The sequence below is a fragment of the Snodgrassella sp. W8132 genome (genome assembly GCF_016100865.1).
In the GTDB taxonomy this organism is placed as follows: Bacteria; Pseudomonadota; Gammaproteobacteria; order Burkholderiales; family Neisseriaceae; genus Snodgrassella; species Snodgrassella alvi.
Map to the genome: position 1 here is coordinate 22,225 of NZ_JACFRQ010000005.1, position 25,694 is coordinate 47,918.

Below are 25,694 nucleotides of genomic sequence, written 5' to 3' on the forward strand. Positions count from 1 at the left end.
TAAACAAGTTAAGCTCAAGCTGTCAGTCACATTATTAGTTATATCTTAAAATGTACTGGTAAATATTATTCGGACAACTCTGTCGTTGCAAAAATAATTCCTTAGCAAACATTTGATTAATGATATTCAAAGAAGAGAAATTTAAATTTACTTAAACCTTCATACCATAGACATTAATTTATTTCTACTTCATTTCATTTAGCAATTAATTGCAATTTAATAAACTCTATTCGAAATGAACAACCTACTGGCAAAATAAATTAAAATAACTAAATTATTTTATTCTGACACTCAATAAGTATTTCTTTATTTGGTTTGTATATTTTTTATTCGTATTAAATTATCCGGGTAAATTTATTGATTTGGATAATTCGATAATTCAATAAGATTATTATCCGGATCACGAATATAAATCGAAGTAATTTTTCCACAAGCTCCGGTACGAGAAGTTGGCTCTAGTTCTAATGGAATATTATGCTGATGTAAAACAGCCATTACTTCATCCAGAGTCTGCTCTACAATAAAGCACAAGTCAGCAGAACCGGGAGTAGGGTGTTTCGCTTTAGGTTTAAATTCATGTCCTTGTTGATGTAAATTAATCTTCATCTGACCAAAATGCAAAGCAGTACGATTATCTGCAAATGTACTTACCTGCATGCCAAGTACATCAGCATAAAAAGCGCAGGAGGCCTGAATATCTTTAACAGTTAATACCAGATGATCCAGTCTTTTAATCTGCATTATTAACTCCTTACTATAAAATTAGAATAGTAGTGTATTCACAACTCAGTATAAGCCCGGCCCTATTGAGTGTGTCAATAGAGAAAAAATGACGCTTACAAATAATTGTTTAAATTGACGTTTAGTATTGTAGTCTGGAAACATTCAGCATATAAAAATACAAAATATTTTTTGGATTTTTATTAGAAAATTGTTTATTTTTATGATATTTGATTTAAATTATTATCGTATTATTAGAGTTTGTATTTTCAATTATCTGGGTTCAGATTAAATACAGATTCCAGAAATAGATTAAAATCTGCATGAAATAGTTAGTCACACAACATAAATAAAAATGCCAATGCTATTGAAGCATTGGCACGTGTGAATAAAATCTTTATTCCATACGTAGTTCAGCCGACCTTGCGTGTGCAGTCAGGCCTTCACCATGTGCCAGAATGCTGGCAATTTGTCCTAACTGTCGGGCACCCTCAGCAGAAACCTGAATCAGACTGCTGCGTTTTTGAAAATCGTATACACCCAGCGGGGAAGCAAACCGAGCAGTACGGCTGGTTGGTAATACGTGATTAGGGCCGGCACAATAATCTCCCAGACTCTCACTGGTATATTGCCCCATGAAAATAGCACCGGCATGCCGGATTTTCGGTGCCCATTTTTGTGGGTCAGCTACCGAAAGCTCCAGATGTTCAGGTGCCAGATAATTGGCAATATCACATGCTTCATCCAGATTCTGAGCCTGAATAATGGCTCCGCGATTAGTCAGTGAAGCTTCAATGATATCCTTGCGTGGCATCTGTGCTATTAACTCATCCATCTGGGCTTCTACTTCCTGAGCATAATCTGCATTGGTTGTGATCAGTATAGCCTGTGCAATTTCATCATGCTCTGCCTGACTGAATAGATCCATAGCCACCCATTTGGCCGGAGTAGTACCATCGGCAATCACCAGAATCTCACTAGGGCCGGCAACCATATCAATACCAACAACACCAAATACCCGCCTTTTGGCTGCAGCAACATAAGCATTGCCGGGTCCGGTAATTTTATCAACCTGAGCAATACTTTGTGTTCCATAAGCTAAAGCTGCTATGGCCTGAGCGCCACCTATAGTAAAGACTTGAGTAACTCCGGCTACATAAGCTGCCGCCAGAACAATATCATTTCTATCTCCATATGGCATCGGTACAACCATCACAATTTCAGCGACACCGGCTACATGTGCCGGCATGGCATTCATCATCACTGAGCTTGGATAAGCCGCTTTACCGCCAGGTACATAAATGCCTACTCTGTCCAGAGCAGTAATTTGCTGCCCCAGTAAAGTACCATTTTCATCTTCATATTGCCATGATTGCTGTTTCTGGTGTTGGTGATAGCTTTCAATCCGTTTAGCAGCAGTTTGTAAAGCTGTCTGCACATCTGCCGGCAGACGGGCAAATGCTGCGGCCAGATCTGTCTGACTTAATGTCAGATCAGCCATAGACTGAGCCTGTGTGTGATCAAAACGATTAGTATATTCAATTACAGCTGCATCACCGCGTTGCTGCACATCTGTACAAATAGCGGCCACAGCTGCATCCACTTGTGGATCCTGTGCAGTTTCGAATGCCTGTAATGCAGTTAGCTGGGCTTTAAAATCAGCATCCAGCGTAGAAATATATTTCATGCCTATGTATAACGGGCAGCCTGAGCTGCCCGATCCTGATATCATTAATTAAAAATTATTGCCGAAATTATCGTCATCTTCATCGATAACCGGTGTTTTTGATTTAGCGGCCAGTTCATGAGCCGGAATAGTATTACCATCTACTTCAATATCATAAGGTTTTACTACCCGTACCCGTAAGCCACGGCCGGCCTTACGGCTGTCTACCCACTCACTGCTAATTGCCGAGATAGCATTATTGGCATTGTCAAAACCATAGTCTTTAGCATTAAAGCCGCCATCGCTGGTTACCAGCTCGCGAGCAACTGAGCTCACTGTCGCCCAGCCTTCAATATCACAGGTTCTTTCAATGGCCTTTTGTACCATCGGCACCAGACGGTTCCAGTGGTGCTGGCTGGATGTTTCACCAGAAGAACGACCGGATTTGGATGAGCGGTTATTGAAACCGGATTTTGCCGGACGACCACGACCACGGCTACTTTCCGCAGGAGTTACCGTCGTTTCGAATACTGTTTTGCGAGGACGGCCACGGCCGCGTTTAGTCTGATCTTCCCGGCCCTTTTCATAACTGGTGAATTCCGGAGCTCTGGTTTCAATCTGTACCAGCACCGGTTCTTTAGCCTTGCTTTTTTCTTCCGGCTCTATGGTTACACTTACTTTTTCTGCCGGCATGGCTGTGCTGACTGCCGGAATGGTAATAACCAGGGGCGCATCATTATTCTGCTGGAAAGCTGTCGGCTCACTAACCGATGTGTAAGGTTTGCTTTCTGTTTTAGGCGCAAGGCTACTATTGCGTTTTTTCAGACGCAGCCATAAATGATTGCCGTGCATCTGAGTTTCAAAAATATCGATGGCACTGATCAGATAAGAGAGTTTGGTATAACCATAATTACGTGCATCGAAATCGGAATTAACCTTGTTGATATACTGACCGATAACGCCCAATGATGTCCAGCCATCATCATCTGCATGCTCCTTCACTGCATTGCGGAACAGATTCATCAGTGCAGTATCCTGTTTCAGCTCAGCCGGAGTTTTGCGTTTATTGCGGAAAATCGGTGTCTGGGCTTTATCTTCACCGATATCTACTGTGGTATGGCTAAGTAAATTCTCAGTATAAATAAATTTATCACATGCTTTACGGAAAGATTCGGGCGTTTTTTTCTGCCCGAAACCATAAACAGTCAGACCATTTTCACGAATACGGGAAGCCAGACGGGTAAAATCACTATCACTGGATACAATACAGAAGCCGTCAAAAGTATTACTGTATAATAAATCCATGGCATCAATTACCATAGCCATATCAGTGGCATTTTTTCCCTTAGTATAGGCAAATTGCTGTACAGGGGTAATAGCGTGTGGTAACAGTGCATCTTTCCATTTGGACAGGCCGCTGCTCCAGTCGCCATAAATGCGTTTAACGCTGGCAATACCGTATTTGGCAATCTCTTCCAGTAAAGATTCAACAATACTGGCTGAAGCATTATCAGCATCAATAAGTACTGCCAGTTTGGCCGAATTTTCCGTAGTCATTTATAGAATTCCTGTTAATAAAAAATTTAAATTTCGTGATTTCGTGCACTAGTAAATACATTAATAATTGGTTGTATAGCTGCATATTTCAGCTTTAAGGCCGCCTTATTTACGACCAGCCGGCTGGAAATATCTACAACATGCTCTACAGCCTCTAGGTTATTTGCCTTTAACGTATTACCTGTCGAAACCAAATCAACAATTGCATCAGCCAACCCTACCAGAGGTGCCAGCTCCATTGAACCATATAATTTAATTAAATCAATGTGTACGCCTTTGCCGGCAAAATGTTCAGCCGCAATATTAGGGTATTTACTGGCTACGCGTAAACGGCAGCCGGGTTGTGAAGCTGCTGCGTAGTCAAACCCTTTGCGTACGGCTACCATCATTCTGCAACGGGCAATATTCAAGTCCAAAGGTTGATATAATCCGTCGCCATCATGTTCAATTAAAACATCTTTTCCAGCGATTCCAAAATCAGCTGCTCCGTATTGCACATATGTAGGCACATCTGTTGCCCGAACAATGATTAAACGGATATTGTCATGATTAGTATTAATAATCAGTTTACGTGACTCTTCCGGGTCTTCAATAGCATTAATTCCTGCCGCAGCGAGTAATGGCAGGGTTTCTTCATAAATTCGACCTTTAGATAACGCTATGGTTAATTGTACAGTCATTTTTTTGTCAGTGTTGAATAATATACATAAAAGCAAACTTATTAAACGATAAATTATTTTTGCAGAAAAATAAGTTTGCAGAAATTATAAAAATAATAATTAAATAATTTTAATCCAGTAATTGTTTTATGTCATGAGCCAATTGTGCCGCTGTCTGGCTGTGTGGTTCATAAACTACGGTACGGCCTTGTTTATCAATTAAATATGTTCCTGTGCTGTGATCCATTAAATATTCACCGGAACTACTGCCTGCTACTTTATGTACAGCAATTTTATACTGATTAATAACGTTATTAAGCTCTTGCTGATGTTGTTTATTTACAGTTAAACCAATAAAGTCAGGATTAAATGCTGGAGCATAAGCTTCCATAACCTGTGGTGTATCACGCAGCGGATCAACCGTAATAAACAATACCTGTACCTGTTTTCCCTGCTCACCTAGCTGATTTATTGCATCTGCGTAAGCAAGCAGATTAGTCGGGCAAACATCCGGACAATGGGTATAACCGAACACTAATACTACTATTTTACCCTGAAAATCACGCAGATGTACTGTTTTACCGTCAGAACCAAGCAAGGAAAAATCTTTACCACCCAAGCCGGCATCGCGTACATCACTGCCTTCAAAATTATACTGATGCAGTGGTTTGGCTGAATCAGCACTTGCTGGCTGAGCATTGTTAACTGCCGACTGAGGCTGGCAGGCACCCAATAAAATCGCGGATGTTAATACAGCCAGAAAATTTTGTATGTTAAGCATAAAGTTAATAATAATACAAAAATGAACTTTAAATAAATATTTAAAATTCAGAAATTTTTTAATTTTAAAATTAATAAGTAAAATATAAAAAAATCCAAAAATAAAATCAATATTTTATTCAGAATCAGTTAAAAAAATTTTTTACCATAAAAAAATTCTTTACAGCCATGGAAAATCCGTTATAATGCGTCTTCTTCGCTAGCCCAGGTGGCGAAATTGGTAGACGCAGGGGACTCAAAATCCCCCGCCGCAAGGTGTGACGGTTCGAGTCCGTCCCTGGGCACCAGATTCTGAAAACCGCTGATAACAGCGGTTTTTTTTATTTTCGCAGTTAACAGCCTGTCAGACTAATGATATGCAGAAATTTATCAAACTTGATAGCTAAATCATGAGAAAAACATAATAGCTTATTTGGCATAATCATTATAGCTAGTGAGTCGTATTATTAAATATAATACGACTCTTTTGGTTTCCGGTGGTTTTATCATTTACCGGACAATCATAGAAAACCCCATATCAGACCCAGACAGACATCTATCACTAATTATTGCAATTGAATTCTAAAAATGATTTTTAAGCAGGCTGACAGTAAAGTAAAAGACATAGAAATACTCCACCAGCTATTGCAACGGTCTGATCTAACACAGCAGACGCGTCAGCATATTGAACATCATCTGCGGTTAATCCGTTCGGGAATCAAAGGTGAAGCAGAATCTGCTTATCAGCTGCAGTTTCATTTTGGCAATCATTCCGAATGGGTAATTATTAATGATTTAAGATTAAAGTATCAGGGAAAAGTGGCACAAATCGACCATTTGCTGATTAACCGCTATCTACAAATATTTGTATGTGAAAGTAAAAGAATAACTGGCAGCCTGATTATTAATGAGCAGGGTGAGTTTTCACGTATATATGAAGGTAATGAACAGGGAATGTCTTCTCCTCTTGAACAAAACCGACGTCATATCAGCCTGCTGAATAATTTATTACTTTCAGATAAGATTCAGCTGCCCATCCGTTTTGGCAGAAAATTGCGTCCGTCATTATATAGCCTGATACTCGTCTCTAACGATGCCTGTATCCGGCGTCCCCGAAATCCAGTTTCTGGATTGGACAGCGTAATAAAAAATGAGCAATTGCAAACAAAAGTACAGCAGTTAAGCAAACCCGCGGGTATCTTAAGTTTTATCCGTACAGCACCAATTGCCAGTATACAAAAATTTGCCCGTCAGCTGGTGCAGTTGCATCAACCAGCACGATATGACTGGCCAAGTTATTTTGGTTTGAATAAGTCATCTGATCAGTTGATAACTAAATCAACTCATATAGCTCATCCACAAAATGAAAATTTGAGTTCAGCAACTTATTATTTTTGCTCCATGTGTCATAAAAATATCTCATCAGGCGTAGTTGATTATTGCCGGAATCATAAAAATATATTTGGCGGTAAAATATATTGTTATCAGTGTCAGCAAAAAATTAAACAACAATGAATAGTGATGATTTCAGTATGTTATTGAGAAGTTAGATACACTAAATATACTGGTTTAAAAGTAATGTATACCATGAACATTATTATTTTACTGAACAATTTTTTACATAAAATACTATTGGTAAAATTTTTCAGAAGTACCATATTCAAATATATATTAATGTAAGCTAATTGATTTATATAGCCGGTATATTATATATAGTGGTTATATATATTTTATGAGTATCCTTACCTATTTAATCAATATGATTATTATTTTTGAATTAAAATAATCAATTGAATTATTTAATAATTATTGAGAAACAACAGGAATCCAGACAATGAATATTACTGATATATCCAAACAGCGTTATACGACCAAACATTATGATAAAACAAAAAAAATTCCGGCAGAGCAATTGGCGCAACTATTTGAAGTTATCAGAAACAGCCCTTCATCAGTAAATTCACAGCCTTGGCATTTTTTTGTAGTGGATAATGACGATGCTCGTGCCAAAATCATGCCGGCAATTGTAGAAATGAATCATCCGCGGGTAGCTGATTCATCACATACCTTAATATTCTGTGCTAAAACCCCCCTGGATGAGCAGCATTTACAGAATGTACTGGCTCAGGAAGAAAAGGATGGTCGTTTCGAAGAAGGTGAAATCAAGGAAATGATGGATAAAGGTCGCCATTTTTATGTTAATAAAAATAGCGCGACACCACATAGCCAGCTTGAGTGGGAAAGCAGACAGTTATATATTGTATTGGGGCAGTTATTATTTGCAGCAGCTGCTATTGGTATCGATTCAACAGCAATTGAAGGCTTTGATGATCAGAAAATGGATGAAATTCTTGGTCTGCAACAGCAGGGGTTGAAAAGCGTACTGGTAGTCAGTCTTGGCTATCGTGCCGCTAATGACAGTAATGCTACCCGGCCAAAATCACGCCTGCCTGAAGAGCAGATATTTACTCGCTTGTAATTATTAGTTCCAGAATATTACCGATTATCGGGCAAAACAATAAATATACTGATATCCGTATTTTATTGTTTTGCCTTCTAAGAAAATTGTACTTATGTGCTGAATTATATATTTGTCGGTAGCACCTTCGAATATAAGACTTAGCTAACCTTATAATTGATTTGATTTAGTTTAAAATGGGATCTATTCAGAAATAACGAGACAGCTAAATTCCTGATTACTAAATGATAACAACGAAGAGAAAACTTGCTGAATAATATTGTTTAATAATGCTGAAGCTTAAAGAAAATAATCATTTAATTTTTATCTTTTTCTTTTAAATTTCTACGGAATAATAGCCAAAACTCTCACTTATAATATAAATGGTATATTTTGCATCAGCAGATAAAGTGTATTGTATTAACCAAGGTGATACTGGTAGTTTACGATTTCTAATTTTTACTTTGAATTGTGTTGATATTATTAATAATTAATACAGTTATCCTGTCTGGTTTAAGCATAATTAAATCATCTTTAAAATAAAAAAAAGCATAGAATAACTTATCTTGAAAAATAAAATTTGACAAGACTGGTTTATATTCAGATAAATAACCGTTTATTCCATGCCAAAACGTATTTTCTATTCTTTCGAGCAAATTTTTTATCTTTAGATAGTTCAATTAGCATATCATCAGGAAATCATAAGCCAAGCTCTAATAAATATATCCCGCAATATCTTCATTTAAAAATATTACTTTTGCATAATATTTTATTTTACAATCTATTTAAGATTTTTGAAATTAAATTTATCGCCTTATTTATACTTTTAAAAGTATCTTAAATACTAAAACCATTTTCTGTATAAATATTCAGCCAGATAATTTATTTATACCCAGCTTAAAGTGCACAACACCTTGTTCACAGACAAAATAAGGTATTTTGATATCATGCTTTTCAGTTTGAATTTCTTGTAACCGCTGGCAGGCAAAACCAGCCCCTATTAATTTCGGTTGCCAGGATTGTAATGCTGAAAGTGTGGCATCGTAATAACCCCCGCCCTGTCCCAGACGATTACCTTTTTGATCAATTCCCAGCAACGGCACAATCAGAGTATGTAAATAGCGAGCCCGAATCCGCTGACCATGAAATTGAGGAATTAAACCGCGCTTTTGTTTTAAACCGTACTGAGCCATAAAACGGGCTGTGGCTTGCTTACGAGAGAGGATAGGGCAGGGAGTAAACCATAATTGTCGTTGTCTGGCTGCAATATAAGGCAAATAAACTGTTGCTCCGCGTTTCTGAGCAGTAATAATAAATGACCACAGTGATAATTCACTGCCTACTGCCCAGTATACGGCTATCCGTTTTTTACGTCGGATCAGAGGATAGAGTAGGCGGTTAATTCGGGTAGTAGCATGCTGACGTATATCATCCTTTAACTGCTGACGCTGCCGGCGCAAATAACCACGCTGTTGTCTTTTATCTGTATGTATCTGCATAATTTGGCCTGTTAATACTCAGGCAGGATACCGTAAAGCTGCATACTTGCCGTAACTGCTTTTTTTCTGTATCATCTGAGTGTTTTACCTCGGTAAAAATAAACAACGCTCGCACTGTACGCGAAAGGGTGCTCTGTTGCAGAGTTCTATGCGTGGCAGTGTCAGGCTTTAACCCTTTTAAGGATAGATTATTATGTCACAAATTACTATGCGCCAGATGCTGGAAGCAGGCGTACACTTTGGTCATCAGACACGTTACTGGAATCCGAAAATGGCTGAGTACATTTTTGGTGCGCGTAACAAAATCCATATCATCAATCTGGAAAAAACCCTGCCGATGTTTGTAGAGGCTCAGGATGTAGTGCGTCGTCTGGCTGCCAATAAAGGAACTGTACTGTTCGTAGGTACTAAACGTCAGGCACGTGATATCGTTAAGGAAGAAGCTACCCGCGCCGGTGCTCCTTACGTTGATCATCGCTGGTTGGGCGGTATGCTGACTAACTACAAAACCGTAAAACAGTCTATTAAACGTCTGGAAGAAAAAACTGTTGCGCTGGAAAATGCTACTGAAGCCGGTTACGGTAAAAAAGAAGTATTGGAAATGCAGCGTGAAGTTGCTAAGCTGGAACGTTCTTTGGGCGGTATTAAAGATATGAAAGGCCTGCCTGATGCGATTTTCGTTATCGATACCGGTTATCAGAAAGGTACTTTGGTAGAGGCAGCTAAACTGGGTATTCCGGTTATCGCTGTGGTTGATACCAATAACAGCCCTGATGATGTTAAATATGTAATTCCGGGTAATGATGACTCAGCTAAGGCAATTCGTTTGTACTGCCGTGGTATTGCTGATGCCATTCTGGAAGGTAAAGCTCAGTCTTTACAGGAAGTGGTTCAGGCTGCTCAGGCCGCAGAAGAAAAACAGGCTGCAACTGCTGCTGAATAATTAGTTATCTCATATCTTTGTAAAAGAAGGGGACGTTAGTGCCCCTTTTTTTAAAACAATTTTTCAGCCTGATATCTGTCTGGCTGAGCATAATTAAGTTTAAGGAGTAAAACATGGCTGCAATTACTGCAAAAATGGTAGGTGATTTGCGTGCTGCTACCGGTTTGGGCATGATGGAATGCAAAAAAGCTTTGGTAGAAGCCGAAGGTAATATGGAAAAAGCCGAAGAAATTCTGCGCATTAAATCTGGTGCCAAAGCTGGTAAGCTGGCTGGCCGTACTGCAGCAGAAGGTGTAGTTGCTGAATACGTGGATGGCAAAGTAGGTGCAGTTGCTGAAATTAACTGTGAAACAGATTTCGTTGCCAAAGATGCCAGCTTTATGGCATTTGCTCAGGCTGTGGCTAAAGCTGTTGCCGTGCACAACCCTGCTACACTGGAAGCATTGGCTGAAGCCAAAACAGATGATGGCGTTACTGTTGAAGAAGCTCGTAAAGCTGTCATTGCTAAGCTGGGTGAAAATATCACTGTACGACGGTTTGAACGAATTGAAACTGATAACAGTTTAGTAACCTATATGCACGGTACCAAAATCGGTGTACTGGTAGAACACAAAGGTGGCGATGCACAAGCTATCCGTCAGGTAGCCATGCACATTGCTGCATCCAAACCACAATGCGTTTCTGCTGCTGAAGTGAACCCGGAAATTGTGGCAAAAGAACGCCACATTTATGAAGAGCAGGCTGCAGCTTCCGGCAAACCGGCAAATATCATTGAAAAAATGGTTGAAGGCCGGGTACAGAAATTCCTGGCTGAAGTAACTCTGCTGGGTCAGCAGTTCGTTATTAATCCTGACCAGACTGTGGAAAAATTCCTGAAAGAACAAAATGCTGAAGTAAGTCGTTTTGTTGCATTCCATGTTGGTGAAGGTATTGAGAAAAAAGAAGTGGATTATGCTGCTGAAGTAGCCGCTGCTTCTAAAGTATAAGGCTGTTTATGCCACGGGCACTCTGGATTCAGGCTCCTGAATCAGGGTGCTTTTTTTTGAGTTATCTGTTTACTCAGGTTGAGATAGCTGAAATAAAAGTTCCCATTTTTTTAAATTTATCGATCGCTGTTAAACATCTAATGGCAAACTGACAGAAAGAATGATCATGACCAAACCAGCAAAATACAAACGTGTATTATTGAAATTATCCGGAGAGTCCCTGATGGGGCCGGATGCTTTTGGTATCAATCGCGATACCATTATGCAAATCACTGCACAGGTTAAAGAAGTGGTCGATATGGGTGTAGAAGTGGCTATTGTTATTGGCGGCGGTAACATTTTTCGCGGAATGGCGCAATCAGCCAAAGGCATGGAACGTGCTACCGCCGATTACATGGGCATGATGGCTACGGTGATGAATGCACTGGCTCTGAAAGAAGCATTTGAAAGTCAGCAGGTTAAAGCCAGAGTGCAGTCAGCACTGAGTATGCAGCAGGTAGCAGAAACTTATGCACGCCCGAAAGCGATCCAGTATCTGGAAGAGGGTAAAGTGGTGATTTTTGCAGCAGGAACCGGCAATCCGTTTTTTACTACAGATACCGCAGCAAGTTTACGTGGAGTAGAAATGAATTGTGATATTATGTTAAAGGCAACCAATGTTGATGGGGTTTATACTGCTGATCCTAAAACCAACCCTGAGGCCAAACGTTATCAGCAAATTACTTTTGATGAGGCAATTAGCCAGAATCTGAAAGTAATGGATGCCACGGCATTTGCTTTATGCCGTGAACAGAAACTGAATATTGTGGTATTCGGCATCTTCAAACCGGGAGCACTTAAACGGGTTATCTGGGGTGAAGATGAAGGTACATTAGTCCATGTATAAACATCAGACTGCTTAACTAAACTTGTGGTGACGCGTATAACTGCGTTAGTATGCGCGTTTGCCATTTTCTGACAGCAAAAATTTGAGAAAATTGAAATAAATGCTGTCAGGCCAGACAGGAATATTCATGATTAACGAAATTCAACGCACTGCTGAAACCAAAATGCAGAAATCACTGGATGTATTGCGCGATAATCTGTCTAAAGTTCGTACAGGGCGCGCTCATACCGGTTTACTAGATCAGGTTGAGGTAGAATATTACGGAAGCATGGTATCTGTTAGTCAGGTTGCCAGTGTAACCTTGCTGGATGCTCGCACCATCGGGGTGAAACCCTATGAAAGTAAAATGGCTGCTGTTATCGAAAAGGCTATTCGTAACTCAAATCTTGGCCTGAATCCGGCTGCAATGGGTGATCTGATTCGCGTACCCATGCCAATGCTTACCGAAGAGCGACGCAAAGATCTGATTAAAGTAGTCCGTGGTGAAGCTGAAGATGGTCGGGTAGTCGTGCGTAATATACGACGTGATGCCAATAATGACCTCAAACGTCTGCATAAAGACAAAGAAATCAGTGAAGACGAAGTTCGTCGCGGTGAAGAAGGTATTCAGAAGCTTACTGATAAATACATTGCTGAAATTGATAAGATGCTGGCAACTAAAGAAGCCGATCTGATGGCAATCTGAACTATATAATTGCAGTAAAGGATGTATTTTGATTACTAGTAGTACTCAGAGTGTGCCCGAACATACCGAAATCCCGAGGCATATTGCCGTTATTATGGACGGTAACGGACGTTGGGCTAAAAAACGTCTGATGCCACGGATTATGGGGCATAAAAAAGGGCTGGAAATGCTGGAAGAAATGACAGCAAACTGCGCACGTATGGGTGTGGAGTATCTGACAGTCTTTGCTTTTTCTACTGAAAACTGGCGTCGTCCTATGGACGAAGTTAATTTTCTGATGGGGCTGTTTTTGCAGTCATTGCAAAAACGGGTACAAAAATTGCATAAAAATAATCTGCGTCTGCGTGTCATTGGTGATCGCAGCCGTTTTGCAGCAGAAATCGTACACGGGATTGAAGAAGCAGAAGCATTGACAGCAGCCAATACCGGGCTAACTCTGACTATAGCTGCTGATTATGGTGGTCGCTGGGATATTTTGCAGGCGGTTAATCAGGCTATTCAGGCCGGAGATACCAAACTGACTGAAACCAGCATCCTGCCATATCTGTCACTTGGTTATGCTCCCGAACCGGATTTATTTATCCGTACAGGCGGCGAAACCCGTATCAGTAATTTTCTTCTATGGCAACTGGCTTATACCGAGTTATATTTTACGCCAGTTCTGTGGCCGGATTTTGATGAATCTCAGCTGGCTAATGCTGTACGTTCCTATCAGGAACGGGAGAGACGGTTTGGCAGAACCTCGGAGCAGTTGCCACTTACCCAACAGCGACTCTAAATTTATTTATGCTCAAACAACGTATTCTTACTGCTCTGGTTTTACTGCCCTTAATGATAGGTATGTTGTTCGGGGCTAACAACAGTTTATGGGCTGCATTTAGCGGTCTGATTGCCTTACTGGCTTTATGGGAATATGCCCGTATTGCCCATTTCACTAACATACAGAATGCCCTCTATCTGCTGGTCAGCGCAGTAGGCGGTGGATGTCTTTATTTTTATTATCAGCAGACGGCATTACCACTCTGGGCACAGATAATGGTTTTGCTGTTCTGGCTGATTATCGTACCAGTCTGGTTAAAATTTAAATGGAAGATCAGAGCCAACTTGTCTGGTGTCATGATTGGCTGGCTATTAATGGTGCCCTTCTGGCAGGCATTAATTTCTTTGCGGCCGGATACTAAAGCTGCCGGTGCTCTTTTATCGATCATGGCATTAGTGTGGATTGCCGATATTGCTGCCTATTTTGTCGGAAGGGCTGTGGGTAAACGTAAACTGGCTCCAACTATCAGTCCGAATAAAAGCTGGGAAGGTGCTATTGGTGCGGTTATTTGCGTTGCTATCTATACAATTATCCTGCAACAGCAAGGCTGGTTACCGGTTATTCTACCTTGGTGGCAAACCCTGTGTCTGGCTTTTGTTCTGACTGCAGTCAGTATCTGCGGTGATTTGCTGGAAAGCTGGTTAAAGCGTGCCGGTGGTGTAAAAGACAGCAGCCAGCTTTTACCCGGACATGGTGGTGTGTTTGATCGGATAGATTCCCTGATTGCTGTACTGAGTGTTTATGCCGCCTTGATAGCCTGTTTTAGTGTAAAGTGATTTTTTGATGAGTGGTTATAATCCTACTTCTATAACTATTCTGGGAGCGACTGGCAGCATTGGTCAGAGTACTCTTGATGTTATTGGGCGCCATCCTGAACGGTTTTCTGTTTTTGCGTTAACCGCACACCAGAAAATTGATCGTCTGGCAGAACTGTGTATTCGTTATCATCCAGTTTACGCTGTGGTTGCCACCGCTGCGCAGGCGGATGTTCTGCGAGTACAATTACAGACTGCTGCTGTTACTACAGAGGTTTTATTTGGAGAACAGGCTCTGTGCGATGTTGCACAGGATAGTGAAACTGATGCTGTCATGGCTGCTATTGTCGGTGCCGCCGGCTTAAGACCTACGTTAGCAGCAGCGAAAGCCGGTAAGACTATTTATCTGGCAAATAAAGAAACCCTGGTAGTCGCCGGTGCCTTATTTATGCAGACTGTTCAGCAGTACGGTGCACGGCTGTTACCTGTAGATAGTGAGCATAATGCTATTTTTCAGGCATTACCTGATAATTATCAGGGAAATTTGGAGCATGCTGGCGTAGCATCGCTGGTTTTAACGGCATCAGGTGGTCCTTTTCTGCACACCGCACTGGCAGATTTTGTGGCTATTACCCCAGAGGCTGCAATACGCCATCCAAACTGGCAGATGGGTCGCAAAATTTCTGTTGATTCAGCTAGTATGATGAATAAGGGCCTTGAGTTAATTGAGGCTCACTGGTTATTTAATGCTGCTGCTGAACAGCTGGAAGTGATTATTCATCCGCAAAGTGTGATACACAGCATGGTTCGTTACCGAGATGGTTCTGTACTGGCTCAAATGGGTAAACCGGATATGCGTATTCCGATTGCACATTGTCTGGGCTTACCAGACAGAATTGATTCAGGGGTTGAACAGCTGGATTTTACCAGTTTAAGTGGTTTACACTTTTTGGCACCGGATTTCGTACGTTTTCCATGCTTGAAACTGGCTTATGATGTATTACACAGCAATAATCCGGCCAGTTCATGTGTGCTGAATGCAGCTAATGAAGTTGCCGTAGCTGCCTTTCTGGACAGAAACATTCAGTTTGTTGATATAGCGTCAGTAGTTGATAACTGTCTGCAATATTTTAGCGGGCAAACTGCGTCTTCTATAGAAGAACTCTTGCAACTTGATACACGGGTGCGTAGTGTAGCAAGTGCATGGATAGCTGGCCGGTCTGCCGGATGAGAACAGGATAAACCATGTTATTAACCATATTTGCTTTTATTGTAGCAATTTTACTGCTGGTAAGCTTGCACGAATTAGGCCATCTGGTTGTGGCTCGCTGGTGTGGTGTTAAAGTACTGCGTTTTAGTATTGGTTTTGGTAAACCATTTTTTTGTTTAAAACGCGGCAATATCGAATGGTGTCTGGCACCCATCCCTCTCGGGGGGTATGTCAAAATGGTTGATACCCGTGAAGGAGATGTCAGTGAAGCTGATTTACCTTATGCTTTTGATAAGCAGCATCCTCTTAAACGTATTGCAATCGTTGTTGCCGGTCCGTTGACGAACCTGATATTAGCTGTACTGCTGTATGCAGCAAGTTTCAGCATAGGTGGTATTACTCAAATTCGCCCCTGGGTGGGTATGGTTGAGCCAGCTACAGTAGCTGCTGATGCAGGTTTTCAGCAAGGCGACCGTATCAATAGTGTTAACGGACAGGCTGTCACAGACTGGACGGATGCTCAGGCTAAAATTATGCTTAATCTGGATAGCGGCAAAGTTCAGGTTGATGTTATCAATGCAGCCGGACAACCGCAGCAGCGGCAACTGAATATTGCCGGTACCGATGCTGCTGCTAATGTTGCCAAAACCGGTTATCTGGGTATTGCACCTTTCAAAGTCGTTAATCAGATAGGTATGGTTATACCGGATAGTGTCGCAGCTAAAGCTGGTCTGCGTACAGGTGATATTTTATTGACCATTAATGGACGCAAACTTACTGGCTGGCAGGATTGGGTAGACAGTATCCGGGCCAGTGCTGGTGCAAAACTTGACATTAGTTATCAGCGAAACGGACAGATTCTGCAAACTAGCCTGCGACCGGAATCAGTGCTTGAAAAGGGAGCAATTATTGGTCAGGTTGGTGTAGGTGCCATGCGTGATAAAACATGGGATGCCCAGATTCGCCAGCATTATCAGCCCGGTTTTTTTGAATCCGCACGATTGGCTATGCAACGCACGTGGGATTACATTACACTTACTCTTTCCATGTTTGCTAAATTACTTACTGGTCAGGCATCGCTGCATTATCTTTCCGGTCCATTGACTATTGCAGATGTGGCTGGCAAAACTGCTGCTATGGGCTGGCAAAGTTATACAGAATTTCTAGCTCTGGTTAGCGTAAGTCTTGGCGTACTCAATTTATTACCCGTTCCCGTATTAGACGGGGGGCATTTACTGTATTATGCCATCGAGTGGATTCGTGGCAGACCCCTGAGTTTGCGTATACAGGAAATGGGGTTGCGTTTTGGTATTGCTGCCATGTTAATGTTAATGCTGGTGGCTTTCTTCAATGATATTACCCGTTTGTTTGGATGAATGATGAAATTAAAACAGATTACTGTCAGTTTAATGGCTCTGGGCCTGTCTTCACTGGCTTTAGCAGTCGAACCGTTTACCATAAAAGACATTCGGGTAGAGGGTTTACAGCGTACAGCTCCCACAACTGTTTTCAGTTACCTTCCGGTTAAAATCGGTGATACTTTTACCGATACGGAGGGTGAAGAGATTATCAAAAAACTGTATGCAACAGGTTTTTTTGATGATGTACGGGTTGAAACCATGGGTAATCAGGTCCTGTTAACTGTAGTGGAACGGCCAATTATCAGCAGCTTTGATGTTACCGGCGGTAAATCCATCAATAATAATGATATTAAGAAAAACCTGAGTGGTTTTGGTCTGGGGCAATCACGCGTATTTAATCCGGCTATATTAGAGCAGGCAATAGTAGGCTTGCAGGACGCCTATCGCCAGCGTGGTAAAAATGCGGTAAAAATTACTCCCAAGGTTACTAGGCTGGAACGTAATCGTGTTGCACTTGAGCTGAAAATAGATGAAGGTGCAACGACAACCATCAAATCAATTAATTTTAGTGGTAATAAACACTATTCTGCCCATACTTTGCGTAAACAGATGTCATTAAGCCAGAAAAGCTGGACAAGCTGGTTAACTAGGGATGATCGTTATTCAGATACCCAGTTACAGCAGGATCTGGATAAAATCAATAATTATTATCAGGATCATGGGTATCTGAATTTCCGTATTGCTGATGTTAAAGTAAACAGCAGTGAAGATAAAACTGCTCAGATGATTAACATCACAGTAAATGAAGGCGAACGCTATCGCTGGGGTAATGTAACTGTTGGCGGTGATACCCGTGAAGTACCCGCAGAATCATTACAGCAACTGGTTAAAATCAAACCGGGAAGATGGTACAACCGCTCACAGATGATTAATATCATCAGAGCAATTCAGGACAAAATGGGTAGCTCAGGTTATGCTTTCTGTCAGGTAGATGTTCGCCCTGTACCCAATGAAAATACACATGTTGTCGATTTTGTACTAAACGTCGTTCCTGATCGTAAAGTCTATGTTAATCAGATCAATATTACAGGTAACAACAAAACCCGTGATGAGGTACTACGGCGTGAATTGCGGCAAATGGAACGCGCTCCCTATGATGTATCGAAAATTAACCGTTCCAAAGAGCGTGTTCAGCAATTAGGCTATTTTGATAATGCTCAAGTAGATGTTAAGCCTGTAGCAGGTACACCAGATCAGGTTGATCTGGATATGAGTGTCAAAGAGAGATCAACCGGTTCTATTAATGTTGGTGCCGGTTGGGCGCAGGATGACGGTTTGCTGCTGTCAGCAGGTATTGCACAGGATAATTTGTTTGGTACTGGTAAATCGGCTAGTCTGCAACTATCCCGCTCCAAGGTTAATCAGGTTGCGGCTCTTTCCTTTACTGATCCGTATTTCACTCCTGATGGTGTCAGTCTGGGGTATAACCTATACTACCGTGGTTATAACCCCAGCAAATCAGACAGTAACTCAATGGACTATAAAACCACAACCATCGGCGCAGCAATGACCATGGGCGTACCGATTACCGAGTATGATCGGGTTAATTTCAGTCTTGGTGCAGAGCATCTGGCCGTTAACTTATATGGCGAATATGCGCCGCAGCGTTATGCTGAATTTGTTCAGAAATATGGTAAAGATAACTGGATATTAAAAGGTACTGTCGGCTGGGGTCGTAACACTACAGACAGTTCATTATGGCCTACTCGCGGCTACATAATGAATGCTAATATTAACAGTGGTTTACCCGGCGGCGATTTACAATATTACAGCATTAGTCATGACCAGCGCTGGTATTTCCCGATAAATAAAAACTTTACCCTTATGCTATACGGACAGCTTGGTTATGCGGATGGCTATGGAAAAACCAAGGATTTGCCATTTATGTATGCTTTTAATGGCGGTGGTTTAGGTTCAGTACGGGGTTATGAGTCTGGTACACTTGGTCCGAAATACTTTAACCGATACAGTGACGGTTCATATAGTAGTGATTCCAGCAGTTATGGTGGTAATTATATTGCTACTGCAACTGCAGAACTGTTGTTCCCGTTTCCGGGAATTAAAGATCAGCATACTGTCCGCCTCAGCATGTTTGCAGATGCCGGTAGTGTGTGGGATAACAAAACTTATAACTATTATGATGAAAAAAATCCTTATGGCGGCTCCAAAACACATAAATCAAGTATTGGTAACGAAGTACGCTATTCTGCTGGTTTAGCTGTTACCTGGTTGTCACCTATGGGACCACTGAAATTCAGTTATGCTTATCCAATTCATAAGAAATCGGAAGATCAGATACAACGCTTCCAGTTCCAGTTGGGAACTACGTTCTAATCGCAGCTAGATAAGGACAAATTTATGTTTAAAAAAATTGTTTTAACATTTGCTGCTGTGCTTTCCTGCTCTTTTGCATGGGCAGAAAGTATACAAAAGCTCGGCTTTATTGATACCAGCCGTGTTTATCAGCAATCTGTTCAGGCTCAGTCTATTCAGAAAGATCTTGATAAAGAATTTGCGCCGTTGCAGAAAAAACTGCAAGTCATGCAAGCTGAAGGGCTGAAATTAAAAGAAGCAATTGAATCAGGGAAAGTTCCGGCGGCCGAACGAGAAGCAAAAATAAAACAAATGCTGCAAATGGATGAACAATATAAAGAAGCAGCTGCAAAACTGGCAGAAGATTACAACCTGCGTCGTAATGAAGAGTTTGCCTCACTTCAGCAAAATGCCAATAAAGTTATTATCGAAATGGCACGAAAAGAAGGATATGATTTAATCATACAGGATGCCATATTTGTCAACAGTAAATTTGATATCACTGATGCTGTTATTAAAGCATTAAATGCACAAAAACAGTAAGGCAGAAATATGGCTGTAAACCAGATAACCGCTACCGCTTTAGTTGAACAGCTGGGCGGACAATTGCGTGGCAGTGATGTCATTGTTACCAGAATTACTTCATTACAACAGGCGCAAGCAAACGATATCAGCTTTCTCAGTAATCCGCGTTTGCGTGCAGAAGCATTGGCCAGTAAGGCTGGGGTACTGATTGTTACCGAAAAATCTGCCGAAGTTTTAACTGATCGTACACTGATTGTTACTGATGATCCTTATCTCTACTTTGCCCAAGTTGCCCGTTTGTTTCATCCTCGCATTCAGGCTAAAGCATCTATCCATCCCAGTGCAGTAGTTGCACCATCTGCAAAAATTGCAGCCAGTTGCGAAATTGGTGCTCATGTTGTTATTGGCGAGCGCTGTATCATTGGTGAAAACACACGCATTCTGGCTGGCGCTGTTATTGAAGATGATTGTACGGTGGGTAATGACTGTGTTATTCATGCTAATGTAACCATTTATCATGGTTGTATACTGGGTAACCGGGTAGAACTGCATTCGGGATGTGTTATTGGTGCTGATGGGTTCGGTTTTGCATGGGACAAACAGAAAAATGAATGGTTTAAAATTGTTCAGACCGGTTGCGTGATTCTTGGCGATGATGTCGAAATTGGAGCCAACACCACAATTGACCGCGGAGCAATTGAAAACACCATCATAGAAAATGATGCCAAAATTGATAATCAGGTGATGATTGGCCATAACGGCAAAATCGGTGCTCATGTAGCTATTGTAGCCTGTACAGGCATTGCCGGTAGTACAGAAGTTGGCGCTTATTCCGTTATCGGCGGTGCAGCAATGATTGGTGGTCATTTACACATTCCGCCAAAAACAACGATTGGTGCCGCTACAGCTGTCAGCCACAGTATTAAGGAAAGCGGATACTATGCTTCTATTTTTCCGTTACAAAAACATAGTGACTGGGTAAAAAATGCTGCCCATATTCGTCACTTACATGAAATGAATCAAAAAATAAAAGCCTTGGAACATCAATTAGCCGAATTAAACGGCAATTCATCAAACCAACAGGATTAAAGCAATGGATTGGTCTTTACCTTTAGATATTCGTACCCTGCAGAAATTATTACCTCATCGTTATCCGTTTTTACTGATTGATCGTGTTATCGCTTACGACAGTGAAGCCATGACTTTGAGTGCAATTAAAAATGTCACAGCTAATGAACCCTTTTTTCTTGGTCATTTTCCTGATTTTCCGGTTATGCCTGGTGTGTTGATTATTGAAGCTATGGCACAGGCATGTGGAACACTGGCTATTTTAAGTCATGGTGGTCGTGACGATGATGAAATTTATTTTTTTGTAGGCATCGATAATGCCCGTTTCAAGCGTCAGGTTGTTCCCGGCGATCAGCTGAAATTCGAAGTTAAATTATTGGCAAACAAACGTGATATCGGTAAATTCAAGGCTGTTGCTTTAGTAGATAATCAGGTTGCGGCAGAAGCTGAAATCATGTGTGCCAAACGCAAGGTAGAAAAATAAAAAATACATCACTAAAAATATTAATCATCTATGATTAAACTAGTCGTTAACCACGACAGCAGGAAATATACATGACGCAGATTCATCCCACAGCCATTATTGATCCCAAAGCAGAACTCGATAGTAGCGTATCTGTGGGAGCCTATACCATAATCGGTGCAAACGTGCAGATTGGAGCTAATACCGATATCGGACCGCATGTTGTTATTGACGGGCACACTACTATTGGTGAAGGCAATCGAATTTTTCAGTTTGCTTCACTGGGAGCAATCCCACAAGATAAAAAATACCATGGGGAACCAACAAGACTTATTATTGGTAACCATAACACCATCCGTGAATTTACCACCTTCAATACGGGTACCGTTACCGGCATTGGTGAAACTCGTATAGGTGATGATAATTGGATAATGGCTTATGTTCATTTGGCTCATGACTGTGTTGTCGGCAATCATACAGTTTTTGCCAACAATGCATCGCTTGCAGGACACGTTGTTATCGGTGACTACGTAATACTGGGCGGCTTCTCACTTGTACATCAATTTTGTCAAATTGGCGATTATGCTATGACAGCTTTTGCTGCCGGTGTGCATAAAGATGTACCTCCGTATGTTATGGCTGCCGGTTATCGTGCCGAGCCAGCCGGACTTAACACTGAAGGTTTACGCCGGCACCAATTTACATCAGAACAAATTGCCAACATCAAACGTCTATATAAAATTCTTTACCGCCAGGGATTGGCTTATGCTGATGCTAAAGCCAGAATTATTGCTGAAGCAGATTCAGCACCTGAGTTACATGTGTTTAAAGAATTTTTTGCACAATCAACACGTGGCATTATTCGTTAGATCAGGCGAAATACAACAGGTAGATAATCAACAATTAATCTACCTGTTTTACATTTAAAGATAGAAATCCAGATACAGATATTTAATAGATGGATTATTTAATAATCTAGAAAATTTTTACATGAAATTTACTACATAACAATATCTAAATTTTACAAGTTATTTTAATAAGTACCTCAGAAAAATCTGCTGAATAATAAACTCTGTTATTCCATAACTCTGGAAAGCAATATTGATATATTGCTTTTATTAATACTTATATCGTGAAAATTTCATTATAAATATAAAAGGGAGAATCAATCGTTTGAATGGTTATAAATATATTTTTTGAAATATTGGACATCATCAGTTCTGCACTTTTCTAAAAACAAATAAAAAAGAAAAGAGCGGTGATAAAAGACTAAGGAAAAAATGACATCATGTATATTTTATTAGTGCCTATTATCGATTATATGAATAGTCTCCACTCAGTAATATGATATTCCTTCCCACTAGAAATAATATACGCAACTATATTGATATCAGTAATTATGAATAATTATTTAATATGCGCAAACGGATACAAAAATAGTTTAAGTATATAATTATGATGTCAAATTTTATTGTAGTATTATTTAATTCATTATATTGCAATAACAATAATCTATTAAAAAATGGACTTTCCTCGACAAAAAGTCCATTTAATAGAATTATATTGAGATATTTAATTTACGATTTATCTTCCGTAACAAAGCCAACTTTTACCAAACCTGCATCCCGAGCAGCGGCTAATACCTGAGCAACATGATCATAAGCAACGTGTTTATCAGCAGCTATCGCCAGTACTAGTTCTGGATCTGCCTGAGCCTTTAGATGTAAATCATTTTTTAGTTGAGTTAGGGAAAGTGTTTGTTCGCCTAATTTATATTGCCCGTCAGCACCAATCGATAAGCGTAATGGAGATTTTGGTTCTGTTTGCTCCGTAGGATTAGCAGTGGTAGGTAAAGTTAACGGGATAGAATGAGTTAATACTGGCATCGTAATCATAAAGACAATCAAGAGTACCAGCATTACATCAACCAGCGGCGTTACATTAATATCAGCTGATTCATGTACCTCATCATCACTGAAATGACCGAATGCCATCACTATTCCTCATTATTTAATAATTGTGCATGTAAATCATGAGCAAAACCATCAAGATCACGACTTAAATTTTTCTTGCTGCGTACCAGACCATTGTAAAACAGTAAAGCCGGAATCGCTGCAAATAAACCTATGGCGGTAGAAATTAATGCCTCACCTATAGGACCAGCTACAGCAGCAATACTCATCTGTCCGCTATGGCCAATATTAATTAAAGCATGATAAATACCCCATACAGTACCAAATAATCCGATAAATGGAGCACTTGAACTTATTGATGCCAATATAGTCAGCCCACTCTCATAGTGGCGCATAATCTGTTCCATACTATTACGAATTTGACTGGTAAGGTAGCGGTTAAAGGGCATGGCCGCAGCCAAAGAATGATTAGCTTTATCATGATAAAGCTTACTTGCGTGTAATGCATCACGAGTCAGTAAAGCCACCGGTGAATGGTTTTCAGCCAGTTCATGTTGCAATTGAACCAGATTCTCAGCTGTCTCAAAGCAATTTAAAGCTATGCGATTATCCCGCCTTGCGCACCATAAACTCCAGCATCGAACCAAAGCAATAATCCAGGTTATAATGCTCATCAAGACAAGAATAGCCAGAACAGTTAGCAAAATCCAACCGCTTTGAGCATAAATTGAAGCAATATTACCATCCATAAGAATAATTACCTTCAAAGTTAATAATGATTTAATTAAATCATTTAAAATACAAAAATTACATTACTTATCGTTATTTTTTATCAATCTGATATTTTGAATTTTATATTAAACTGATAGTTATAAGAGATTGGAATACCACCGCGCGTAGCTGGTTTAAAACGATATCTCAGTATTGCCTGCTTAGCAGCCCGGTCAAGACGGCTATAGCCACTACTTTTACTTATAGTGACATTAAGTGCTTTTCCGTCTGCACCTACATAAACCTTTATACCCACCACACCTTCTTCCCCATTACTCCGAGAGTCATACGGATAATCCGGGTTTAATGCAGCCAGATAACCTCCCTGATATTCTTTTGGCACAACTAAGCTACCAGCAGACTGATCACTGCTGTTTTTACCATTTGCAGATTTGGAATCTGATTTTCCGCCAGTATTTGCAGAAGTAGCATCTGGAACATTGTTGCTAGGTGCAGGCGCTATTGGCGATGATTTTGCTACTGCAGGTATCAGCTTCGGTTCATCCTCTTTGGGTGGAGTAACTTTAAATTGACTTTGTACTTTGCTAGTTGCTACAGGTTTTATCAGAGTTTTTTCAGGTAGCACTTTTCTAGGCGGTGTTTTTACCGTCTGTTTATGCACAACATGCTGTTGAGATTCGGGTTGTTGAGGAACATCGTCAGCAATCTTGCCAGCCATATCCGAGCTTATACCTAAATCAACAAAATTCAGTGCTTGTATATTATTATCAACTTTAATCTGCTGTTCATTAAATGCTATTGTCCAAAATAAAATAGCATGCACGCCCAGCACTAGAATAACAATTAAAAAATTGACTTTGCGTTGGTTTTCCATATCGTTGCATGATAATAGAAACCATTATTATTTGCAATATAACTTAACACTAAAACATAAGACTGCGTTAATCAGTCAGATTGAGCAATTTATAAGCTTGTTAAAGTGTAAACAGATCGTATTTAAAGCTTTAATACACCTATATACAATTATCAAAACAATATAATTATGACTTGATTCTATACTTAATATTTAAAAACAAAATATAAGATTAATTAAAATAGAAAATTATCTGATTATCGGAATTAATTTAGAACTATTAATTAAAGGTAACAGAAAACCGCCACTTTATCTTTATATATATTTGTATCTCTAAATTTGGCTAATACTATTCTGACAAAATCAAAATATAAAAAAAAGCAACAGACTAAAGTTAGAAAGATAGCTATAGGACACATCTATATAGTACAGAGTTAATAAAGTACAAAATAAAAGTTAAGTTAATTATTTCATTGATATATTTTAACAACAAAAAAGTTTACTGAAGCTCTATATAGAAACGATAGTCTTAAATATTTCTAAATTAAATTTGGTTTAATCAATAAAGCCGAGTCGAAGTAGTCCACAATAATTTAAAGTGAGCATATAAAAGTGCCAAATACAAATATAAGAAGAGTCATCTAATCACAAGTAGAAGGAATAGAGGCTATAAACAAGTCAATATCCCTATAGGCAGATAGTGGAGTCAAATAAAACAGCAAAACTGAGTCAAAGGAGCAAAAAATAAACTTAGGAAAAACAGTTGAGTGAAGAGAAAGTCAAAAATAAATGCAGGCAGGAGT

The 25,694-nt window shown here is 40.1% G+C and carries 24 protein-coding genes and 1 tRNA gene; 16 read left to right on the plus strand and 9 right to left on the minus strand.

The features are described from left to right. Positions 1-354: 354 nt before the first annotated feature. From H3U82_RS10035 to H3U82_RS10055, 5 genes are all read right to left on the minus strand, one after another. A complete protein-coding gene (locus H3U82_RS10035; RefSeq protein WP_198207464.1) occupies positions 355-741 on the minus strand; it encodes a VOC family protein in 387 nt (128 codons plus the stop codon). 376 nt (positions 742-1,117) lie between these two features. After that, positions 1,118-2,407: a histidinol dehydrogenase gene (hisD, locus tag H3U82_RS10040; protein WP_198207466.1), complete on the minus strand. Its 1,290-nt coding sequence runs from the start codon at positions 2,405-2,407 to the stop codon at positions 1,118-1,120. A 48-nt stretch (positions 2,408-2,455) separates the two neighbouring features. Continuing rightward, on the minus strand, positions 2,456-3,943 hold the full coding sequence (locus tag H3U82_RS10045) for an NYN domain-containing protein (RefSeq protein WP_078474552.1): 1,488 nt from the start codon (positions 3,941-3,943) through the stop codon (positions 2,456-2,458). A 26-nt stretch (positions 3,944-3,969) separates the two neighbouring features. Next, positions 3,970-4,623: an ATP phosphoribosyltransferase gene (gene hisG, locus H3U82_RS10050; RefSeq protein WP_025329689.1), complete on the minus strand. Its 654-nt coding sequence runs from the start codon at positions 4,621-4,623 to the stop codon at positions 3,970-3,972. Between the two features lie 109 nt (positions 4,624-4,732). Next, positions 4,733-5,383: an SCO family protein gene (locus H3U82_RS10055; RefSeq protein ID WP_078474550.1), complete on the minus strand. Its 651-nt coding sequence runs from the start codon at positions 5,381-5,383 to the stop codon at positions 4,733-4,735. A gap of 201 nt (positions 5,384-5,584) precedes the next feature. On the opposite strand from H3U82_RS10055, the gene H3U82_RS10060 reads away from it, so the two are divergent. The 3 genes from H3U82_RS10060 to nfsB all read left to right on the plus strand — a co-directional run bounded on the left by H3U82_RS10060 (position 5,585) and on the right by nfsB (position 7,840). After that, positions 5,585-5,669: transfer RNA gene (locus tag H3U82_RS10060), tRNA-Leu, on the plus strand. A 280-nt stretch (positions 5,670-5,949) separates the two neighbouring features. Beyond that, positions 5,950-6,876, plus strand: a complete 927-nt coding sequence (locus H3U82_RS10065; protein ID WP_198210402.1) for a nuclease-related domain-containing protein — start codon at positions 5,950-5,952, stop codon at positions 6,874-6,876. A gap of 319 nt (positions 6,877-7,195) precedes the next feature. Further along, positions 7,196-7,840, plus strand: coding sequence for an oxygen-insensitive NAD(P)H nitroreductase (gene nfsB / locus H3U82_RS10070; protein WP_025329692.1), 645 nt, complete (start codon positions 7,196-7,198; stop codon positions 7,838-7,840). 848 nt (positions 7,841-8,688) lie between these two features. Here the strand turns inward: nfsB and H3U82_RS10075 are convergent. Beyond that, a complete protein-coding gene (locus H3U82_RS10075; protein ID WP_198210403.1) occupies positions 8,689-9,318 on the minus strand; it encodes a 5-formyltetrahydrofolate cyclo-ligase in 630 nt (209 codons plus the stop codon). A gap of 193 nt (positions 9,319-9,511) precedes the next feature. On the opposite strand from H3U82_RS10075, the gene rpsB reads away from it, so the two are divergent. From rpsB to lpxA, 13 genes are all read left to right on the plus strand, one after another. After that, the gene (gene rpsB / locus H3U82_RS10080) at positions 9,512-10,261 is read left to right on the plus strand and encodes a 30S ribosomal protein S2 (RefSeq protein ID WP_025329694.1); all 750 of its coding nucleotides are present in this window, start codon (positions 9,512-9,514) and stop codon (positions 10,259-10,261) included. Positions 10,262-10,374: 113 nt separating this feature from the next. Continuing rightward, positions 10,375-11,247: a translation elongation factor Ts gene (tsf, locus tag H3U82_RS10085; protein WP_078474547.1), complete on the plus strand. Its 873-nt coding sequence runs from the start codon at positions 10,375-10,377 to the stop codon at positions 11,245-11,247. A gap of 166 nt (positions 11,248-11,413) precedes the next feature. Then, complete coding sequence (gene pyrH / locus H3U82_RS10090) at positions 11,414-12,133, plus strand: UMP kinase (protein ID WP_025329696.1); 720 nt, start codon at positions 11,414-11,416, stop codon at positions 12,131-12,133. Positions 12,134-12,260: 127 nt separating this feature from the next. Continuing rightward, positions 12,261-12,818, plus strand: coding sequence for a ribosome recycling factor (gene frr, locus H3U82_RS10095; protein WP_025329697.1), 558 nt, complete (start codon positions 12,261-12,263; stop codon positions 12,816-12,818). Positions 12,819-12,849: 31 nt separating this feature from the next. Then, positions 12,850-13,596, plus strand: coding sequence for an isoprenyl transferase (locus tag H3U82_RS10100; RefSeq protein WP_084550617.1), 747 nt, complete (start codon positions 12,850-12,852; stop codon positions 13,594-13,596). Between the two features lie 8 nt (positions 13,597-13,604). Then, positions 13,605-14,414 (plus strand): phosphatidate cytidylyltransferase, encoded by an 810-nt coding sequence (locus H3U82_RS10105; protein WP_198210404.1) that lies wholly within the window; start codon positions 13,605-13,607, stop codon positions 14,412-14,414. Between the two features lie 7 nt (positions 14,415-14,421). Then, positions 14,422-15,624: a 1-deoxy-D-xylulose-5-phosphate reductoisomerase gene (gene ispC, locus H3U82_RS10110; RefSeq protein ID WP_110413725.1), complete on the plus strand. Its 1,203-nt coding sequence runs from the start codon at positions 14,422-14,424 to the stop codon at positions 15,622-15,624. 14 nt (positions 15,625-15,638) lie between these two features. Beyond that, complete coding sequence (rseP, locus tag H3U82_RS10115) at positions 15,639-16,979, plus strand: RIP metalloprotease RseP (protein ID WP_078474544.1); 1,341 nt, start codon at positions 15,639-15,641, stop codon at positions 16,977-16,979. Between the two features lie 3 nt (positions 16,980-16,982). Next, positions 16,983-19,358 carry an outer membrane protein assembly factor BamA gene (gene bamA / locus H3U82_RS10120; RefSeq protein WP_100125720.1) on the plus strand — a complete coding sequence of 792 codons (2,376 nt, stop codon included), beginning with the start codon at positions 16,983-16,985 and terminating at the stop codon, positions 19,356-19,358. A 24-nt stretch (positions 19,359-19,382) separates the two neighbouring features. Further along, positions 19,383-19,880: an OmpH family outer membrane protein gene (locus H3U82_RS10125; RefSeq protein WP_025329703.1), complete on the plus strand. Its 498-nt coding sequence runs from the start codon at positions 19,383-19,385 to the stop codon at positions 19,878-19,880. Positions 19,881-19,889: 9 nt separating this feature from the next. Beyond that, positions 19,890-20,951, plus strand: coding sequence for a UDP-3-O-(3-hydroxymyristoyl)glucosamine N-acyltransferase (gene lpxD / locus H3U82_RS10130; RefSeq protein ID WP_174829659.1), 1,062 nt, complete (start codon positions 19,890-19,892; stop codon positions 20,949-20,951). A gap of 4 nt (positions 20,952-20,955) precedes the next feature. Further along, the gene (gene fabZ / locus H3U82_RS10135; RefSeq protein WP_025329705.1) at positions 20,956-21,414 is read left to right on the plus strand and encodes a 3-hydroxyacyl-ACP dehydratase FabZ; all 459 of its coding nucleotides are present in this window, start codon (positions 20,956-20,958) and stop codon (positions 21,412-21,414) included. Between the two features lie 71 nt (positions 21,415-21,485). Continuing rightward, positions 21,486-22,262 carry an acyl-ACP--UDP-N-acetylglucosamine O-acyltransferase gene (lpxA, locus tag H3U82_RS10140; RefSeq protein ID WP_037392385.1) on the plus strand — a complete coding sequence of 259 codons (777 nt, stop codon included), beginning with the start codon at positions 21,486-21,488 and terminating at the stop codon, positions 22,260-22,262. Between the two features lie 708 nt (positions 22,263-22,970). On the opposite strand, the gene H3U82_RS10145 is transcribed toward lpxA, so the two are convergent. The 3 genes from H3U82_RS10145 to H3U82_RS10155 form a co-directional block, all read right to left on the minus strand. Then, positions 22,971-23,387: a biopolymer transporter ExbD gene (locus H3U82_RS10145; protein ID WP_025329707.1), complete on the minus strand. Its 417-nt coding sequence runs from the start codon at positions 23,385-23,387 to the stop codon at positions 22,971-22,973. Positions 23,388-23,389: 2 nt separating this feature from the next. Further along, complete coding sequence (locus H3U82_RS10150) at positions 23,390-24,055, minus strand: MotA/TolQ/ExbB proton channel family protein (protein WP_174829660.1); 666 nt, start codon at positions 24,053-24,055, stop codon at positions 23,390-23,392. A gap of 83 nt (positions 24,056-24,138) precedes the next feature. Next, on the minus strand, positions 24,139-24,912 hold the full coding sequence (locus H3U82_RS10155; RefSeq protein ID WP_025329709.1) for an energy transducer TonB: 774 nt from the start codon (positions 24,910-24,912) through the stop codon (positions 24,139-24,141). Between the last annotated feature and the right edge of the window lie 782 nt (positions 24,913-25,694).

Coding starts and splice junctions, on each gene's coding strand:
- lpxD (WP_174829659.1), top strand. CDS start 19,890: ATGGCTGTAAACCAGATAACCGCTACCGCTTTAGTTGAACAGCTGGGC.
- H3U82_RS10105 (WP_198210404.1), top strand. CDS start 13,605: ATGCTCAAACAACGTATTCTTACTGCTCTGGTTTTACTGCCCTTAATG.
- tsf (WP_078474547.1), top strand. CDS start 10,375: ATGGCTGCAATTACTGCAAAAATGGTAGGTGATTTGCGTGCTGCTACC.
- H3U82_RS10150 (WP_174829660.1), bottom strand. CDS start 24,055: ATGGATGGTAATATTGCTTCAATTTATGCTCAAAGCGGTTGGATTTTG.
- H3U82_RS10155 (WP_025329709.1), bottom strand. CDS start 24,912: ATGGAAAACCAACGCAAAGTCAATTTTTTAATTGTTATTCTAGTGCTG.
- hisD (WP_198207466.1), bottom strand. CDS start 2,407: ATGAAATATATTTCTACGCTGGATGCTGATTTTAAAGCCCAGCTAACT.
- nfsB (WP_025329692.1), top strand. CDS start 7,196: ATGAATATTACTGATATATCCAAACAGCGTTATACGACCAAACATTAT.
- H3U82_RS10055 (WP_078474550.1), bottom strand. CDS start 5,383: ATGCTTAACATACAAAATTTTCTGGCTGTATTAACATCCGCGATTTTA.
- H3U82_RS10075 (WP_198210403.1), bottom strand. CDS start 9,318: ATGCAGATACATACAGATAAAAGACAACAGCGTGGTTATTTGCGCCGG.
- fabZ (WP_025329705.1), top strand. CDS start 20,956: ATGGATTGGTCTTTACCTTTAGATATTCGTACCCTGCAGAAATTATTA.
- lpxA (WP_037392385.1), top strand. CDS start 21,486: ATGACGCAGATTCATCCCACAGCCATTATTGATCCCAAAGCAGAACTC.
- H3U82_RS10145 (WP_025329707.1), bottom strand. CDS start 23,387: ATGGCATTCGGTCATTTCAGTGATGATGAGGTACATGAATCAGCTGAT.
- H3U82_RS10065 (WP_198210402.1), top strand. CDS start 5,950: ATGATTTTTAAGCAGGCTGACAGTAAAGTAAAAGACATAGAAATACTC.
- H3U82_RS10035 (WP_198207464.1), bottom strand. CDS start 741: ATGCAGATTAAAAGACTGGATCATCTGGTATTAACTGTTAAAGATATT.
- H3U82_RS10125 (WP_025329703.1), top strand. CDS start 19,383: ATGTTTAAAAAAATTGTTTTAACATTTGCTGCTGTGCTTTCCTGCTCT.
- hisG (WP_025329689.1), bottom strand. CDS start 4,623: ATGACTGTACAATTAACCATAGCGTTATCTAAAGGTCGAATTTATGAA.
- rpsB (WP_025329694.1), top strand. CDS start 9,512: ATGTCACAAATTACTATGCGCCAGATGCTGGAAGCAGGCGTACACTTT.
- rseP (WP_078474544.1), top strand. CDS start 15,639: ATGTTATTAACCATATTTGCTTTTATTGTAGCAATTTTACTGCTGGTA.
- H3U82_RS10045 (WP_078474552.1), bottom strand. CDS start 3,943: ATGACTACGGAAAATTCGGCCAAACTGGCAGTACTTATTGATGCTGAT.
- bamA (WP_100125720.1), top strand. CDS start 16,983: ATGAAATTAAAACAGATTACTGTCAGTTTAATGGCTCTGGGCCTGTCT.
- frr (WP_025329697.1), top strand. CDS start 12,261: ATGATTAACGAAATTCAACGCACTGCTGAAACCAAAATGCAGAAATCA.
- ispC (WP_110413725.1), top strand. CDS start 14,422: ATGAGTGGTTATAATCCTACTTCTATAACTATTCTGGGAGCGACTGGC.
- pyrH (WP_025329696.1), top strand. CDS start 11,414: ATGACCAAACCAGCAAAATACAAACGTGTATTATTGAAATTATCCGGA.